Annotated in this window: 13 protein-coding genes; 7 read left to right on the top strand and 6 right to left on the bottom strand. The window is 23.1% G+C overall.

Annotated elements, in window-relative coordinates:
• The 4 genes from VBM87_RS01290 to rpsB form a co-directional block, all read right to left on the bottom strand.
• Positions 1-367: hypothetical protein (locus tag VBM87_RS01290; RefSeq protein WP_323177030.1), on the bottom strand; the 367-nt coding region annotated here is incomplete at its 3' end.
• A gap of 8 nt (positions 368-375) precedes the next feature.
• Positions 376-2,799, bottom strand: a complete 2,424-nt coding sequence (mip, locus tag VBM87_RS01285; RefSeq protein WP_323177029.1) for an Ig-specific serine endopeptidase MIP — start codon at positions 2,797-2,799, stop codon at positions 376-378.
• 144 nt (positions 2,800-2,943) lie between these two features.
• Complete coding sequence (tsf, locus tag VBM87_RS01280; protein WP_323177028.1) at positions 2,944-3,822, bottom strand: translation elongation factor Ts; 879 nt, start codon at positions 3,820-3,822, stop codon at positions 2,944-2,946.
• A 2-nt stretch (positions 3,823-3,824) separates the two neighbouring features.
• Positions 3,825-4,691, bottom strand: a complete 867-nt coding sequence (rpsB, locus tag VBM87_RS01275; RefSeq protein WP_323177027.1) for a 30S ribosomal protein S2 — start codon at positions 4,689-4,691, stop codon at positions 3,825-3,827.
• A gap of 270 nt (positions 4,692-4,961) precedes the next feature.
• Here rpsB and VBM87_RS01270 point away from each other — a divergent pair, with 270 nt between their 5' ends.
• Together VBM87_RS01270 and VBM87_RS01265 are read left to right on the top strand one after the other, a co-directional pair.
• Positions 4,962-7,052 (top strand): MYPU_1760 family metalloprotease, encoded by a 2,091-nt coding sequence (locus VBM87_RS01270; protein WP_323177026.1) that lies wholly within the window; start codon positions 4,962-4,964, stop codon positions 7,050-7,052.
• Positions 7,042-7,614, top strand: a complete 573-nt coding sequence (locus tag VBM87_RS01265) for a DUF402 domain-containing protein (protein ID WP_257076131.1) — start codon at positions 7,042-7,044, stop codon at positions 7,612-7,614. Before VBM87_RS01270 ends, VBM87_RS01265 begins: the two co-directional genes overlap by 11 nt.
• Before the next feature lie 139 nt (positions 7,615-7,753).
• Here VBM87_RS01265 and VBM87_RS01260 read toward each other — a convergent pair whose 3' ends face one another.
• Both VBM87_RS01260 and VBM87_RS01255 read right to left on the bottom strand, forming a co-directional pair.
• Positions 7,754-9,019, bottom strand: a complete 1,266-nt coding sequence (locus tag VBM87_RS01260; protein WP_257076130.1) for a hypothetical protein — start codon at positions 9,017-9,019, stop codon at positions 7,754-7,756.
• The gene (locus tag VBM87_RS01255; RefSeq protein ID WP_323177025.1) at positions 9,012-11,057 is read right to left on the bottom strand and encodes a S8 family serine peptidase; all 2,046 of its coding nucleotides are present in this window, start codon (positions 11,055-11,057) and stop codon (positions 9,012-9,014) included. The genes VBM87_RS01260 and VBM87_RS01255 overlap by 8 nt, the downstream gene beginning before the upstream one ends.
• A gap of 475 nt (positions 11,058-11,532) precedes the next feature.
• Between VBM87_RS01255 and VBM87_RS01250 the strand changes: the two genes are divergently transcribed.
• The 5 genes from VBM87_RS01250 to VBM87_RS01230 all read left to right on the top strand — a co-directional run bounded on the left by VBM87_RS01250 (position 11,533) and on the right by VBM87_RS01230 (position 17,455).
• Entirely contained in the window at positions 11,533-12,768 is a 1,236-nt protein-coding gene (locus tag VBM87_RS01250; RefSeq protein ID WP_323177024.1) for a trigger factor-related chaperone, read from the top strand.
• Between the two features lie 10 nt (positions 12,769-12,778).
• Positions 12,779-14,392: an ABC-F family ATP-binding cassette domain-containing protein gene (locus VBM87_RS01245; protein ID WP_323177023.1), complete on the top strand. Its 1,614-nt coding sequence runs from the start codon at positions 12,779-12,781 to the stop codon at positions 14,390-14,392.
• Positions 14,393-14,489: 97 nt separating this feature from the next.
• Positions 14,490-15,311, top strand: a complete 822-nt coding sequence (locus VBM87_RS01240) for an HAD family hydrolase (protein ID WP_257076124.1) — start codon at positions 14,490-14,492, stop codon at positions 15,309-15,311.
• A 114-nt stretch (positions 15,312-15,425) separates the two neighbouring features.
• Positions 15,426-16,691: a GTPase ObgE gene (obgE, locus tag VBM87_RS01235; RefSeq protein ID WP_323177022.1), complete on the top strand. Its 1,266-nt coding sequence runs from the start codon at positions 15,426-15,428 to the stop codon at positions 16,689-16,691.
• The gene (locus tag VBM87_RS01230) at positions 16,673-17,455 is read left to right on the top strand and encodes a pseudouridine synthase (protein ID WP_323177021.1); all 783 of its coding nucleotides are present in this window, start codon (positions 16,673-16,675) and stop codon (positions 17,453-17,455) included. The genes obgE and VBM87_RS01230 overlap by 19 nt, the downstream gene beginning before the upstream one ends.
• Positions 17,456-17,549 lie beyond the last annotated feature (94 nt).

Raw genomic sequence — 17,549 nt, 5'->3', positions numbered from 1 at the left:
GTTCGGGTTCCGCTGGTTCGGGTTCCGCTGGTTCGGGTTCCGCTGGTTCGGGTTCCGCTGGTTCGGGTTCTGGATTTTTTGTTTCTTCTTTCTCTTTAATATCTTGTGCCACTTCTGCAGTTTCTTTTTGTGGTTCTGGTAATTCTTTTAAATTATTATCTTTATTAGATGAATTACTATCATTAGTTTCAACATTTTTAGTATTAATTGTTGAAATATCGCCTCTTGAAGCAATAATAACATTTAAATTTCTAGCTTTTTCACTGCTATTATCAGTTATAACTTTAGCCGTTACTGCTCCAGCAACACCTAAAATACTAATAGCACCAAAATTAATTAATAGTTTAATTTTTTTAGCTCTAATCATTATGCTCCCTACTTATTAAAACGAAATTCAGTTGGTATATTTTCAATTTCTAAACCATTAGGAAATAATCAAGTTTTAATCTTTTCATTATGAGATTTTAATGCTTCTCTATATGAAGTTCTTTGATTCTCTCCTCCTCCATATATAAGATCATATTCTTCTAGTTGATATTTACCATAAAAGCCTTGATATGTATCTTTTTCACTTCTTAATGCTTGAGTATAAGTAGTTAAAGAAACTCCACTTGCATCAGCTGTAGCAAAATTAATTCCTACGATTTTATTATCAATTGTTCTTAAGCTTGAACCAGAAGCTCCTCCTAGTGGTTGTCAAGAGTTTAAAGAATAACCCAATCCATAATTTGTATATTCATATTTATTGTATGAAGATTGATTATCTTTTATAAAGTTATATTGATAACCTTTATTATTTTCAGCATGAATAAGAGGATTAACAATACTATAATCAAGAATACCAGGCATATCTAAATGATTTCTTATACTTAAGGCTTTATTAAAACCATTGCCATATTCCTTAGTTGATATACGATTAGGTATTTCTTTACCTTTAGCTATATAAAAAGGTTTATTTATTCATAAACTTTGACTATTTTTACCATAATAATCTTCGGTTTCAACATATTTTCTTTCAATGAAATTATCAGTATTTGATAAAGGAAATCCTAAAGCTATTAAATTAATATCTATTTTAGGAATATCGGCTTTAGTTCCGTTAGTCAAAGGTACATTTTTAATTATTTCTTTTTCATCCTCTTTATATGTTGCTTTTAATGATTTAGAAGAAAACGTAAATTTATCTTCTTTTTTTCAATCAGCAAAATTACTCGTTGCAATTTTAGCTAATTCTTGAGCGTTTTGAACTTTTACATCAGCAAAATAATTATTGTCACTAGTGTGTTTAGTGTAAGAATAATTATTCGTTGAATTTTTAAAATTAAATTCCAAAACTGCAAAATCAGCCGATTCTTCTAAAGTGCTTAATTCTGAAGTATTATCTACATAATCTTTAGGACTTGTTTTAAGAAAATCTACACCAGCATAAATTAATTTAACTTGTTCAGGTTTAAATGTAAATTTTTCTGCAGTATAAGCTAAATCATTAACATTCAATCATTGATCTAATGGTGTATTTTCATTAAAATGTGTTAAAGTAATTTGTTTTGTAGTTCCTAAAAAACCTTTATCAATTTGTCTTTTAGCTTGATCATATTCTTTTCTAAATTCTAAATTCAAAGTTTCTCATTGTTTATTAACTTTTGCATTTTTTTCTTGATAAAGTTTAGGTAAATCTTCATTCGTAATTTTATTCATTAAATTTTGATAATAAGCTACTTTAGTTTGATCATTATCAGTTTCTGCTTTTTGTCTTAAACCTAAATAATGTTTTTTTTCTTGTAATAATCGTTCAATGGGTTCATCATATACATCATTAATTTCTTTTCACTTAGCTTCACCTTTATCAACAACAGCTTTAAATTTGACATATTTTTCATATTCTAATTCTTGATCTATAAAATTAGTAAAGCGATCATTAGTATTTGCATTAGTTTTTAAATCTTTCAAAAAGGCAGCAGCAACGTGTGCGTTAGTAGCTAGATATCATTTAGTAGGATAATTATTTTCATCTAATTCATAATCTAAAATTCAGGCAGTACCTTTATATAATTGATAAGCATTACTTGGATTAATTTTTTCAATTAAATCATTAGAATTAGAAAATTCGATAGCAAAAGATTCTAATGCAACTTTTTTATAAAGTTCATTAGGTAAATATCTTGGTAAACCTCTATTATTAGGTTGAGAATTTCAATAAGCTGCTTTTGTAGAATTTCTTATAGGATTCAAAAATAAATAGTCATTGCTAGTTTTAAATGAAAAATTTCTTAAAATTGAGCTTTGATAATCAGGTAAATTCAATTGTTTTGCTTTTTCATTATATTGATCAATCTGTAATTGATCATTCAAAGAAGGAACATTATAATTGTCTTTAATAAAATCATTAACAGTCTTAAAATCACCATTTAAATCACTAAGAGCTTTAATGTAAGCCTCTAAATCTATTTTGCTTTTTTCATTGGGGCTTAAACTATTATAACTTTGATAATCTGTATCTACTAATTCTGGTTTTCCAGGAATTCTTGCATTAACTGTATTAGTGTTATTAGGTAAAAAATTTGGCCCTGAAGGTTGTACTTCTACTTTATCACCTTCTTTTGCCAAAGCGTTATCATAATCTTTATTTTTTTCTTTTGAAATATCTTTATTTTTTGAATCTGATGGTTTTGTATTTACATCGTCAAATTTTTTTTCTTTAATATTTTCTTCATCATTAACACAAGCAGTAAGTAAAGGAGTTAAAACAAAAATGCTTGAAGCATTAAGAGTTAATAGTAATTTAAATTTTCTTTTCATTTTATTCCTTTCAACAATAATATAATTACATTATATTAATTGAGATAATTTAATTATATGTAATTCAAAAAAAAAAAAAAAAAAAAAACGACTTTATTATTTTGTATTTAGGTCGTTTTTTTAATAATTTATTATTAAAAGTAATTATTTATTCATTTGTTGAGCCACTTCTGCAGCAAAATCAGTAACTACTTTTTCAATTCCTTCGCCTACTGTATATCTAACAGCATCTAATAATTGCGAATTTTGAGTACTTAATAATTTTTCAATAGTTAATGAATCATCAATCATAAAAGCTTGCTTTTCTAAAACAAATTCTGCAAGTTTTTTATCTAATGAACCTTGGAGAATTTTTTCTTGAATATTTACTGGTTTGTTTTCAAAGCCAGCTGGTTTGACAAATTCTGCTTTTAAAATTTCAATTCTTTCTGCAGGAACTTGATTTACAAATACATATTCTGGTTTCATAGCTGCAGCATGCATTGCAACATTTCTAGCCAATTCTTCATTTTGACCTTTGATTTTAACTAAAGCACCAATTTGCCCGTTAATATGTGCAAAAGCACCTAAAACTTCATTTTCATTAGCAGTTAATGAAACAAATCTTCTAAATGAAATTTTTTCTCCAATGGTTGCTGTTAAATTATCAATAAATTCATTTAATGTAACACCATTAATAACTACTTTATTTAAATCTTCATTGTTATTAACTTGTGATTCTAATAAAGCATTTGCAACAGTTTGAACAGCTGTTTTGAATTGTTCATTTTTAGCCACAAAATCAGTTTCACAGTTTATTTCTACTAAAACAGCTCTTTTAGCATTTTTCGCAATAGTTAAAGAACCTTCAGCTGAAACTCTATCAGCTTTTTTAGCTGCTTTAATTTTGCCATTACTTTTTAATCAAATAATAGCTTTTTCAACATCTCAATTTGATTCTTCTAATGATTTCTTAACATCAATCATTCCACCGTTAGTTCTTTCACGAACTTCTTTAATTAAAGCTAATTTATCAATTGCCATAATTATTCTCCTTTAGTAGTTTCTGCTTCTTTTTTTACAAAAACTTTACGGTTTGAATCTTTTTTTTCTGTTTCGAATTTTGGTAAAACAATAGCTTCATCACCTTGATAAGCAAATTTAGCTTTTCCACCTCTTGCTGTAGCAATAGCATCAGCTAAAATTGTAATAATTACATTAATACTTTTTGCTGAATCATCATTTGCCGGAATACCAAAATCAACTAAATCAGGATCTGTATTTGAATCAAGTAATCCAATAACTTTAACACCTTTTTTTCTTGCTTCTTTAACAGCAATTTCATCTTCATTTGGATCAGCAATAATCATAAAATTAGTAGGTCCTTGCATTTTTTTAATACCATCTAAATTTGTATGTAATTTAGCAAGTTTTTTTTCTAATTCTAAAACTTCTTTTTTAGTTCTATTTGGAAAGCCTTCTAATTTCATTTGTTCTAATTCTTCCATTGTTTTAATTCTTTTTGAAATAGTTTGGAAATTAGTAAAAGTACCACCTAATCATCTTTCTGAAACGTAAAAACTGTTAGTTCTTATAGCATTTTCTTTAATTGATTCTTTTGCTTGTTTTTTTGTTCCAACAAAAATAAAGCTAGTTCTTGGGTTAGCAGCAAATTTATTTAACAATTTATAAATAAATTCTAAACGTTTAAGAGTAGAATTTGTATCAATAATGTGAATACCACGTTTTGATTGACTATTTGGCAATAAAAATTCTTTCATTTTAGGATTTCATTGACTAGTTTTGTGGCCAAAATAAGTTCCAGCCTCTAATAATTTATCTCTAGAAATAATAAGTTTTTTTTCTTCTGGTTTTGAAACTTTTTGAGTTTCATCTTTGATTTGTTCTGTCATTTTTTTAATTCCTTTAGTTTGTTATTTCTCGCTACAATTTCGAACATCTAGCACTTTATTTTCTTTTTTAATAAAGCACACCCAAATGAATTCATTGTAGTGGTTTTAATATAATTTGTACAAATGTGAATTTTTATAAAAATTCTTTTTTATTTTAACAAAAATAAAATTAAAAGTGCAATAAAATTTATAATAAACAAACAAAAAAGATAATCATTTTTTTATTTAATAAAAATGTGAATTTAAAAAAATAAATAAGGAGAATAAAATATGGCTTTTAAAAAGAAATTAGCTTGAACATTAGGATTAGGTTTGACTGTAACTGGAGTTTCTTTAGGAATTGCTTTTGCTACTTATTTAGTTTTAAATAAAGAAAATGATTCATTTTATGTTAATTTACCTATTTCTAATAATGGACAAAATATTCATATTGAAAACGAAAGTGACAATTATGATGTTTATGAAGAAGATTTTTTAAAAATTAAATTAGACGAGAAATATTTATTAAATGAACAAACTAAAAATCTCATTTCTAGTTTAAATAAAGATCCAAACAATTGATTAAAAGAAGAATATTTTTCTTATGAACAAGATAAAAATATTATCGTTTATACTGATCCTATTAATGGTTTAAAATTTAAAGATCACTCTTATGGTGAATTTGACAATTCTAATAAGCAACAAAAAGAAAAACGTTTTTTACTTGAAGAATATGGTTTAGCTTTATTAGCTAATCATTTCTACGCTAAAATGACTTTTGGACCAGAAATAGCTCATTTAAATGAAATCAATGTTAATGATTTGCGTTTTACAGACATTAATGCTAATGGTTTGTATATAACTAATATTGAAAATATTTATTTAAACGGTTCTTTTGTTGCAGAAAAAGGTTTTACCATAGATCAAAAAGTTAAATATTTAATGCCTATTTTATTTCATGAATATATGCATCATTGAGTTAATTCATATGTTACTAATTTAGATTTTAATAATTCTTTTATTAAAGCAACTTATCGCACTGATGAAAACCCTATAGGAACATATGGTTATTATTACAAAGAATTTTATGATAATTTTGCTTATTTATTGCATTTTCAAGATAAAGAAGAAAATCTTAACATTTCAAATGAAATTAATTTTAATCAAAAATCAGATAATGTTTATTTTGTTGGTAATATTTTTAATACTAAAAATCTTTTTGAATTAGGAAATACTAACGATAATGAACGTTATCAATATTTACTTGATGCACTTAAAGATATAGCCGAATATCATCCTGAAAAAAAAGTTACTTTTAAACGTAATAATATAAATAATCGTTTTATTAATTCAGAATATTATCCAAGTATTTTACCTTACTATTATTCAATTGTAGAATTAATACCAAGAGAATGATTAAAATTTGCCTTTACCCCATATTATAGCGCTAGTGATTATAATAATGTTAATTTTAATAATCTAACGCAGGCTAATAAAAAATATCAAACTATTCAAAACTACTGATTAACTGGTTATAAAGAAAACAATAGTAATTCAATTATTTATACTAATAATTCTTATGTTTTAGATTGAGCAAGAACAGTTAATAATGGCATTTATTTATCTAATTCCAATAGTCGCAATAATCGTTTTAACAATCGTAATAGTAATATTCAAAATTTTGAAAATAATGTTTGACCTTATCAATTAACTCAAAGACAAAATGGAGAAATAGTTAATCAAACACCTGTCTATAAATTGTTTTATAAGCTTTTTTTAGATTCAATGGGATTTAATAAAAAAATTGTACAAATAAGATCAAAAATTAATGCTCAAGTTAATCAAATTCATGATATTAAAATTGATACAAGTGCTAATACTATTAATCAAATTTCTTTATCAGGTTATTTAAATTCATTAGATTATAACGCTATAGTTTTAGAACAAAATAATCAACAAACAATTGTGCCGATTAAATATACTCCATTTATGCGTTTTAATGCTTTTAATAAGGTAATTAATAATGAAAATTATAAAGAAATTGATATATTAAAACCAAGTGATATTTATGAAAATTTAAACAATTATGTCGCTTATACTAGCGAATATTTCGATAGTAGTAAATTAACTAAAGCTAATATTAGTTTCTGAAAAGATGCTAATAAAAATGGTATAATTGATACGGGTGAATTAGAAAGTAATTTTAAAGAAAATCCTTTATCAGAAAGACCATTAATTACTTCTAATGCCAAAGAATTTTACTTAAATTTACATAATTTTGCTTGGAAAACTATCATTCCTATTTTTAACAATATTAATGAACAATATACTTTACAACTAAATAATATTTTTTACAATATAAAAGAGAAAAATGAATTATAAAAATTCCCCAATTGTTGGCTCACTAATTACTGTACAAGCATATAAATATAATGGCACACTATATCGACAATGAAACGACGTTAAGGTTTTAAAAAATACTCCTAAACAAATCATTTTAGTTTTGTATAAAAATAAAGTTAATGAACTAAATAAAAAAGATTGATATTATAAAGAACCTGTAATTTGATTTTTGCCTAAAAATGAAATGCACAATGCTTTAATATTGTTAAAAAATAAAAATTATGTATATGTAAATATTGCTTCCACACCTATTTTTGAGGATCAAACTTTAAAATTTATTGACTTAGATATTGATATTAAAAAATATCCTGATAAACCTTTATCAATTGTTGATCAAGAAGATTTAGCTATTAATTCAATAAAATGAAAATATCCTAAAAAACTAATGAATAAAATTCTTAATTCAGTAAGTAATGTAGTTAATAAAAATATAAAAAATCAACATTATTACAACGAAAAAATTGTTGATTATTACATAGATATAGCTAAAAAAAATTATGCTATTAAGTGAGACTTTCGTAATAATAAAAAAACTAAATAATTTTATTAAAAAGCATTTAAAATGCTTTTTTTTATTATGAATTATAAAACATAAATTATCCTGAGTTTACAAGTTTGTAAAAATAAAAACACCTATTAAATAAACTAGTAGTTTAAATAAAGATGTTTTTGTTTTTATATTATTTTTTAATTATTTGCGTGTTAATAATATAAGGAGAAAATATAATATTTTCAAATTTAGAATATTGTTTTTTATTATCTAAAGTATGAAAATATTTTTTAATTATTTTTTCAATACGAAATTCTTCTAGATTTTCAAAATCTTTAAATAAGAAAAATCTTAAAGTATAAAAACTGTCATAATAAGCATCATTTTCAGGAATTGCATCTGAAGGACCCAAATGCATTGATAAAGAATTCAAAATTAATTTTTTTTGTTCTTTATTAATGTTCAATGAAGTTAGACCATATTGTTGAGCATCATCAATAGATAAAACTAAAAAATGAGTATATTTATTATTATTTATAAATTCAATAAATTTATTGCTTCAAATTGTTAAATCAATTTTATCATTTTCAGAAAAATTATTATTTTTAATCTCTGCTATTATTTGTTTTAAATTGTCAATTGTTCCAATTTCGCCATTATAAAATTTTTCTTTTAAATCACTATTTTTTTTATCTTTAGCAATAATTGTTGGTGCAATAATTTCTATAACATTATTTAAATTAGTATTTTTAACATCAAATTCAATGTTATTTTTATTTCAATTTAATTCTCATGGTTTTAAATCTACATAAAAATCTTCTAAATTGCCATTATTAAATAATTCATTAATCTTAATATCAGAATAATTTAAATATTGTTTATATGATAATTGAATATTTTCAATTTTAGTATTTCATATTTTAGGAACCAGCAATCACAATCTTTTTGTTTTTATTTTTTCATTATTTGACTGTGATAAAGTATTAAAATTAATATCAATATTAATGTTATTTTCTGCAGGTTTGAAAATTATATTTTCAATCATTTTATGATCATTAATATTAGTTTTAAAAATAATTTTTAAAAATTGATAATCATCAAGCGAATTATTTTCTAAATTCATTCAAGACTTATTTTGATATTTATCAATTATATAATTAATAAATCACGAATCGTTTTTATTTAAAATTATTCTATTATTAATTAAATCATTTATTGTATATAAATTTATAATATTGTCTAAATTATTTGGTTCATTTAAATTTTCTACAAATAACTTAAAAATAGGATTGAAATCAGAATTTTTGCTTATTTCATCTTTTTTAAAAATAATATCTCTATTAATAATATTATTTTTATTTTTTATTTCATTATATTGAGTTGTACAACTGGTTAATACAGTTACAGTTGATGTTAACGACAATAAATATCAAAAAATTTTTTTAAATTTATTCATAATTTTTTAAATAAGTCACAGCAAAAAATTGATTTGGATTAACTACGTAATGATTTCCAGGCAAAAAGGTATTAATTTCATATACAAAATCAGAATCTTCATCATTATTTTGATAATTTAATATTAAGATATTAGAATTTCTATCGTCAACGTAAGAAACAACTTCTTCATTACCATTTTTATCAATTTTTTTAAGTGTTAGAGCATGATGACTCATTCCCAATTCTTCATCTAATAAATAATCATCTCTGTATTCTTCTGAATAATCTAATGAATAATTTTTATTTTTAGCTTTTAAAGGAGGTATTTTATTAAATGAAAGAGAAATTTTTATTTTTTCTCCTTTTTTCATTTTTATTTTTTTATTTGATTTTATATCTTGTAAATCTTTTATGCCTGTGCCATTATGTATAAAATATTGATTATTATTAATAATTTCTAACATTTTTTCAAAATCAGGCATACCTGCTCCTGTTTTTAATTCTAATCCATTTTTTTTGAATTCTTTTTCTCCTACATTATTTTTTTGGGAAGCTCCTGTTACTAAAATAGATTTAAACAAAATAGGTTTTACGAAATTTGAGTGTAAATTAATAATTTTTTCCTGCCTTAAAAATAAAGAATACAATCCTGATATAATTGGAGCAGAAAAACTTGTGCCGGAAATAGGATTTTGTGTAAATAATTTATAGTCAGTTCCAGGTGCTACTATTAATGGTGAATTAGTAAATTCATTTTCTTTTTTAATTTTATATTGACTTGTTTTATTTAAAATTCATTTATTATTATCTAATAAAACAGCATTCCCAACAACTATAGAATTTTTTTCTAATTTATAATCTGGTATAAATTGTCCAATATTACCATAATTGCCAGAAGAAAAAATATGTAATATGTGATTATAGTAAAAAGTATCCTCTAAATATTTAATTAATGGTTTTGAAATTTTAGAAACAAGTCCTAAACGATAACTATGATTAATAACTTTTACATTGTTTTTTAATATAAAATAAATTGAATTAAATCATCCAATAAACATAATTTCTCTGCGTAAATCATCTTGAGTTATTAAACTATTAATTAATTTTTTATTTTTTGAATTAGTAGGTCATTTAACATTTCCCTCAAAATTATAAAAAGAAGAAAAATATATATCACTTCTTGGAGCAACGCCATATTTACTTGCTAAAATTGTAGCTACAGTCATTGCATGAATATCGGTTTCATTTGAAGTGCTATAATTAAAAATATTAGGATAATCATTTATATCGAAATTATTGTGTTGAATAATATTATTATCTGAAAAAATATCATGTTCTGTATCAAGATTTCCAGTTGTTTCTATTATCCCTACTTTGAAATAATTTTCATTTTTTAAATTCTTTTTATTTAAATAATTATTAAATTCATCACTTTTTAAATAATCAAATATATTTATTGCTTTTAAAAATTTATTTAATGATTCTTCTTTAATTTTGGTATTTTTATCATATTTTCTTTTATTCTTAGTTGCAATTATATTGTTATTTGAATCACTATTCTCAATGTTAACATTTCTAATTAATGATAAATTTTTAACTTTAGAATCATTAACTATTTTATTCAAAAAAAATATTTCATTTTTAGAGAATGGAATATAAGAATTTATTCAGATTCTAAAAGAAGTTTTAAAAGGAATTAATTCTAAATTTAGATTTGGATAAAGATTTTTAATATATTTTATAAATTCATTATTTATAGTTAAAATTTTATTAAAATCTAAATCATTAATATTTAAATTACTTTTTAATTTTATTAGTGCAAAACTAACATTATTCATACTATTAGGATAATTTATTTGTATTTTTCCATCTTTACTTTTTAAATTTATTTCTTCTAATATTATTTTTTCATCAATTTCATATCCATTAATATTTTTATTGTTTTTTATTTTTGAATTATCTGTATTGGCTGATATAACGGTTATAAATGGTAAAAACAACAATGTAGAAAATATAGTAGGACATAAAAATAATTTTCAAAATTTCTTTTTTTTCATATTTTAATTATCCTAAATTAAATAATTAAAGATTATTAAAACATAATAAATTTTTTAAAAAAATGAAATTTATTATTTTTTTTCATATTTTATTTTAACTTTAACATTTAGTAATTTAAATACTGATATGAAAATATTATGACAAAACTTTATTAATTATTTATATATTTATTATGTGTTTATAAAAAAAATTAATAATTAATTCAATAAAAATAGAATACTAAAAAATAAATGAATGCAATTTTTAATTAATAAATAAAATTGTCAAAGAATGAAAAATAAATATTATTACAATTAAAAAATTGAAAATTATTTATTATAGTTAATTAATTATTAAACAAAAGTTTTACAATAATAAAAAACTAAATAATCTTTAAAAGTACTTAGAATACTTTTTTATTTATTAATAACATCATCAACTCTTTAACTTATAATATAATTTAATGTAACTATTTTTAGTCAATAAAAGGAATTTATGAATACAATTAATTATCATCAAAAAAGCATTAAAATTGCTTTAGAAAAAAATGAATGGAAAAATTTACAAAGTAAAATACTTTTGGAAAATTTACAAAAACAACAAAAAGCTACGCCACAACAATTATTAAAACAAAGTATTGATAATGTTATTCAAAATCAAATTGATAAATTAAAAGAAGAAATTGAAAAAGAAACCAATAGTAAAAATATTTACAATCCTGTACCACCAACTGTAAATATTTTTAAAGGTAATGAAAATGAGTTAGAATTTGAATTAATTTTTTGCTACTATAAATTAGAAGAATTAGTTAATTTAAAACACAAAGATCTAACAAATGAATTTTTTTATCAAGAAATAGATTTAAATAAAATGAATCAAGCTTTCGAACATTTTATTAATAATTACCCAATTTTTAAAGATATTAATAGTGGTAAAGTAGAAAAAAATGATTTAGTTGAAATAACTTATCAAACTACTAAAGCTGAAAAAATAATTACTCCTTGAACCACAATTCAATTAGAAGCTAAGAAAAAAAATGATAGTTTTAATATTAATGAACTACTAATAGACAAAGAATACGGTCAAACTTTTGAAGTTAACGATCCAACTAATGTTCATTGAATTATTAAAATAAATAATGGACAAAGAAAAGAATATACACAAATTACCAACGAAAATATTAAATTAGTAAAAATAAAAGAAATCAAAAATATTGATGATTTAAAAAAACGTTTAATACAAGATTATTCTATGGATCATGCTAGTTCACAATTATTGAGATACTACAAACATATTATTTTTGAAATTGGCAAAGTTAATATTGTTAAATTTAGCAATTCTAATTTAGAATATGAAATGACCAATTTAATTAAGAAAAATCAACATTTAATTCCTAATCATCTTTTAAATAAAACCTTAGCTGAATTAACTAATGAAAATAATCCTCAATTGAAACATTTTTTAATTCAAGTTGAAAATAATGCTAAATTTGCTTTATTAACTAGATTAATTGAATTTTTAATTACTCGTACATATCAAATTACAATAAGTGAAGAAGAAGCAAAAATCGCTTATGAACATATTATGGCAACTAATATTAGCGATCATGTTTTAACAGTTAATGATATGGCTAATGTATTACATACTCAAAAAATTGCTTTAGTTTTGGCTAAATATAATAATCCTCAAATTTACGACAAAATTAGCCAAGATTTAAAACTAACAATTTAGAAAGGAATAAATGTTAGAAGTTAGATCATTAAGTAAAATTTTTAGTGATAAAAAACTTTTTGAAAACGTTAATTTAAAATTTACCACTGGTAATACATATGGTATTATCGGTGCTAATGGAGCAGGAAAGAGTACTTTTTTAAAAATTATTTCCAATCAAATTGAACCTACTAGTGGGCAAATTTTAATAGAAAAAAATTGTCGACTAAGTGTTTTAAGTCAAGATCATAATGCTTATGATGATTTAATTGTTACTGATGTTGTTATAATGGGTAATACTGATTTGCATCAAATTAAAGAAGAAAAAGATGCTATTTATAATAATCCTAATGCTACAATGGAAGATTATACAAGAGCTAGTGAATTAGAAGAAAAATATGGTGAATTAGGTGGTTGAACCGCAGAAAACGATGCGCAAGAATTATTATCTGGTTTAGCTATTCCTAAAGATAAATGAAATGAAAAAATGGCTAATTTAACAGCTAACCAAAAAATTAAGGTTTTATTAGCTAAAGCACTTTTTGGTAATCCAGATATTTTAATAATGGATGAACCAACTAACCATTTAGATTTAAGAGCTATCAAATGATTAGAAAATTTTTTAGCAGATTATCCTAATGTTGTTATTGTTGTCAGTCATGATAGTGATTTTTTAGATAATATTTGTACTCATATTGTAGATATTGATTACAATGAAGCTAAAATTTACACAGGTAATTATAGCTTTTGAAAACAAAGTAGTGAATTAGCTAGAGAATTAATGAAACAATCAAATGCTAAAAAAGAACTGCAAATTGAAAAATTAAAAGAATTTATTGCTCGTTTTTCTGCCAATGCTTCTAAATCTAAACAAGCAACAAGTAGAAAAAAATCTTTAGAAAAAATTACTTTAGATGAAATTAAACCTTCAAATCGTAAATATCCTTATATTAATTGAGATATCAATCGTGAACCTGGAAAAGATATTTTAGAAGTAGAAAATTTAACTTACATTGATGAAAATGGAAAAACTTTGTTTGCTAATTTAAACTTTACTTTAAGTAAAGGCGAAAAAATGGTTGTTATTGGTGAAGATGATATTGCTAAAACTAAATTACTAGAATGTTTAATTGGTAAAATTAAACCTAGTTCTGGAACTATAAAATGAGGCCAAACAATTAAACATACTTATTATCCTAACGATAACAAAGAATTTTTTACTGAAGATATTACTATTATTGAATGAATAAGTAAATGACCATTATTAAATCAAGAAGAAGCTAATAAAGATGTTAGTGATCAAAGAATGCGTGGTTTTTTAGGTAGAATGTTATTTTCTAATGATGCTGTTTTTAAAAAGGTTAATGTAACAAGCGGTGGAGAAAAAGCACGATTAATGTTTTCAAGAATGATGTTATTAGAAGCTAATTTTCTTCTTTTAGATCAACCACTTGATCATTTAGATACAGAAAGTATTGATAGTGTTATTGAGGGATTAAAAAAATATCGTAGTGGCGCTATTTTTACAACCTATAACCGTGCTTTAGTAAATCAAGTAGCTAATGTTATTTTAGAAATTGCTCCTGATAAAAGTTTTATTTATCATGGCACATTAGATGAATACGAACAAATAATGAATTATTAAAAAATAAAATGATCAATTTTATTTTTTTTAATAAAAATTTATCTTTTTTAACTTTTGCATTAAAATATTAAAGGTTTAAACAAAAAGGGGGTTAAATATGAAAAAACAACCTATTATATTTAGCGATGTAGATGGTACTATTTATACCAGAGACGCATATGTATCTAATTTTAATTTAGATATTATTAAAAGAGATGATATAAGCTTTAATATTGCTACTGGCAATCCAATATGTCCAAGAATGTTAAAGTTAGCCAAATTAACTAATGCTGATTATGTAATTGGTTCTTCTGGTGTGCAAATTTATGATTTTAAAAATGCCAAATTTATAAAAGAAAAATATTTAGATAAAGAAACAGTTAAAACTATTTTTAAAATTTTTAAAGATTTAAACGTTTCAGCTGCTGCATGATCTAGCGAAATTTTTTATATTTTTAGAGAAGAAGATAAAGAATTTTTAAACAAAATTTATTTTAGAAGCGAAACTTTTGATCAATTTACATATGTAACTGGTCAAGAAACTGAATTAAAAAATGTTGCTAAAATAGAAGTATATTTTGAAGGTACTTCCAATGTTGATCAATTAATGCAACTTTTAGAACCTCTTGATTGCAAAATTATTAAAACACATATGAATATTGAAATTTTACCTTATGGATCTTCAAAAGGTAGAGCAATTGTTTGAATGATTGATCATGTTTATGATGAAAATGTTACAGAAGATGATATTATGGTCATAGGCGATAGCGAAAATGATTTTTCAATGTTTAAACGTTTTTATCATTCATATGTTATGGATAATGCAAAAGCAGAAGTAAAAAGCAAGGCAAATAATATTACAAAAGCTGTAACAGAACATGGTTTAGGATATGCTATATTAGATTATTTAGAAAAATTAAATAAAAACAATAAAAATTAAAAATGCTTAAAAGCATTTTTTTATTTAAATTGAAAAATATTATTTTTAATTTAAATAAATTTATTAGTAAAATTTTAATAATACAAAATATGTAATATTTTGACGAGGATAATTATGGCAAGATTTATTGATCAAATAAAAATAACATTACAAGCTGGCAAAGGTGGCGATGGTATGATTTCTTTTAGAAGAGAAGCTCATGTTGATAAAGGCGGCCCCGATGGTGGTGATGGAGGGCGAGGAGGCAATATTTATTTTGTAGGCGATCCTGGTAAAAATACTTTATTATCTCTTTATGGAAATAAAAAAATAGTTGCTCAAGATGGAATAAACGGCGGACCTAAAAATTTATATGGCGCCGCAGGAAAAGATACCTATGTTAAAGTACCCTTAGGTACAATTGTTTATCAAAATGAAAAAATTATTGCTGATATTATTGAAGCTAAAGAATATTTGGTTGCTAAAGGCGGTCAAGGTGGCAGAGGTAATATGAAATTTAAAACAGCCCGCAATACTGCTCCTAGAATAAGCGAAAATGGAAGTAAGGGCGAAAAATACGAAGCAAATATTATTTTAAAAGTGATGTCTGATGTTGGTATAGTAGGCAAACCTAGTGCAGGTAAGAGTACATTATTAAGTGCTTTAAGTAATGCTAAAGCCAAAATAGCTGAATATGAATTTACAACGTTAGTGCCACAATTAGGTTTAGTTAAATATTATGATAATTCTTTTACTATAGCAGATTTGCCTGGTTTAATTAAAGGAGCATCTTTAGGTAAAGGTTTAGGGATTCAATTTTTAAAACATATTGAAAGATGCCGTGTAATAGCACATATTATTGATTTTGGAGATGAATTCAAAGATCCATTAATTGATTATGAAACTATTGTTGAAGAATTAAAAGCTTATAGTTTAAATTTAGAAAAAAAACCACAATTAATTATTGCTAATAAATCTGATTTACCAGCATTTAAAAATAATCTTAAATTATTTAAACATAAATATCCAAATTTACAAGTTATTGAAATTAGCGCAATTGAAAAAAATAATTTAGATCAATTAAAACAAGCATTAATAAAATTATTAGAAGAAAATAAATTAATGCCAGTTGAACAAGAAAATGAAGAAAAAATTATAGAAATTAAATTAGAACCAGATTTTAAAATTTTACATCCGTACCAAGGTTTTTTTGAGATTATTGGTCCAAAAATAAAATTAATTTATGAAAAAAATCCTATTAATACTTATGATAATTTACTTAGATTTAATCAAAAATTAAAAAATTTAGGTGTTTGAGATGAATTATTAAAATTAAATATTGAAACAGGCGATACTGTAAGAATATTTGATTATGAATTTGAATGAGATGGTATTTTTTAATAGTAAAGGGAATTAATAAAATGAAACAAGAAAATAAAACTATTTGATCATTAGAAAAAGTTATAACTAATTACACAGAATATTCAAAAAAACAGGCCAAGGAATTAATAAAAAATAAAGTTGTTAAAGTAGATAATAAAATAGTTACACAAAATGTTGATTTTATTTTAGGAACCAATAAATTAAAAATTAATGATATTAAATATATAACTGATGAATTTATCTACATAGCTTTAAATAAACCTAAAGGTTATATATGTACTCATGATCAAGGTGAAGGAAAATTAGTATATGATTTACTGCCTAAAAACTTACAAAATATTTCTAATCTAAACACTTTCGGACGTTTAGATAAAGATACTACTGGACTTTTAATTATTTCTAACGATGGCAAATTAAATCATAAATTAACATCTCCTAATAAACTTTGCACCAAGTGATATAATGCTATTTTAGATAAAGATATTTCTAGCGCAGAATTATATAAATTTCAAGAAGGAATTATTTTAGCTGATGGAACTATTTGCAAAAGTGCAACTGCCATTTACTCAAGTTCAAAAAATAAGAAAAATGAAGTTTTAGTGGAATTAGCAGAAGGAAAATATCATCAAGTAAGAAGAATGTTTGCAAGTTTAGGATATAAAGTCTTAGAGTTGAATAGAGAAAGATTTGCTAACTATTTTTTAGATAAAAAATTGTCTTTAGGCGAATGTAAATTAATTACTAAAGAAGATTTATTATCAGAAAAAATTACAATAATGTAAAAAAAGAAAACATAATATAAAATTAATATTATGTTTTTTAAATTTAAGTTATTAATTATTTTGACTATAAAATAAAGTAAAAAATTAATATAAT

The organism is Mycoplasma sp. 744, from assembly GCF_034863305.1.
Classification (GTDB): Bacteria; Bacillota_I; Bacilli_A; order Mycoplasmatales; family Metamycoplasmataceae; genus Mycoplasmopsis.
The sequence above is the reverse complement of the archived record's forward strand: the minus strand, read 5'-3'. Positions and strand labels throughout refer to the sequence as shown.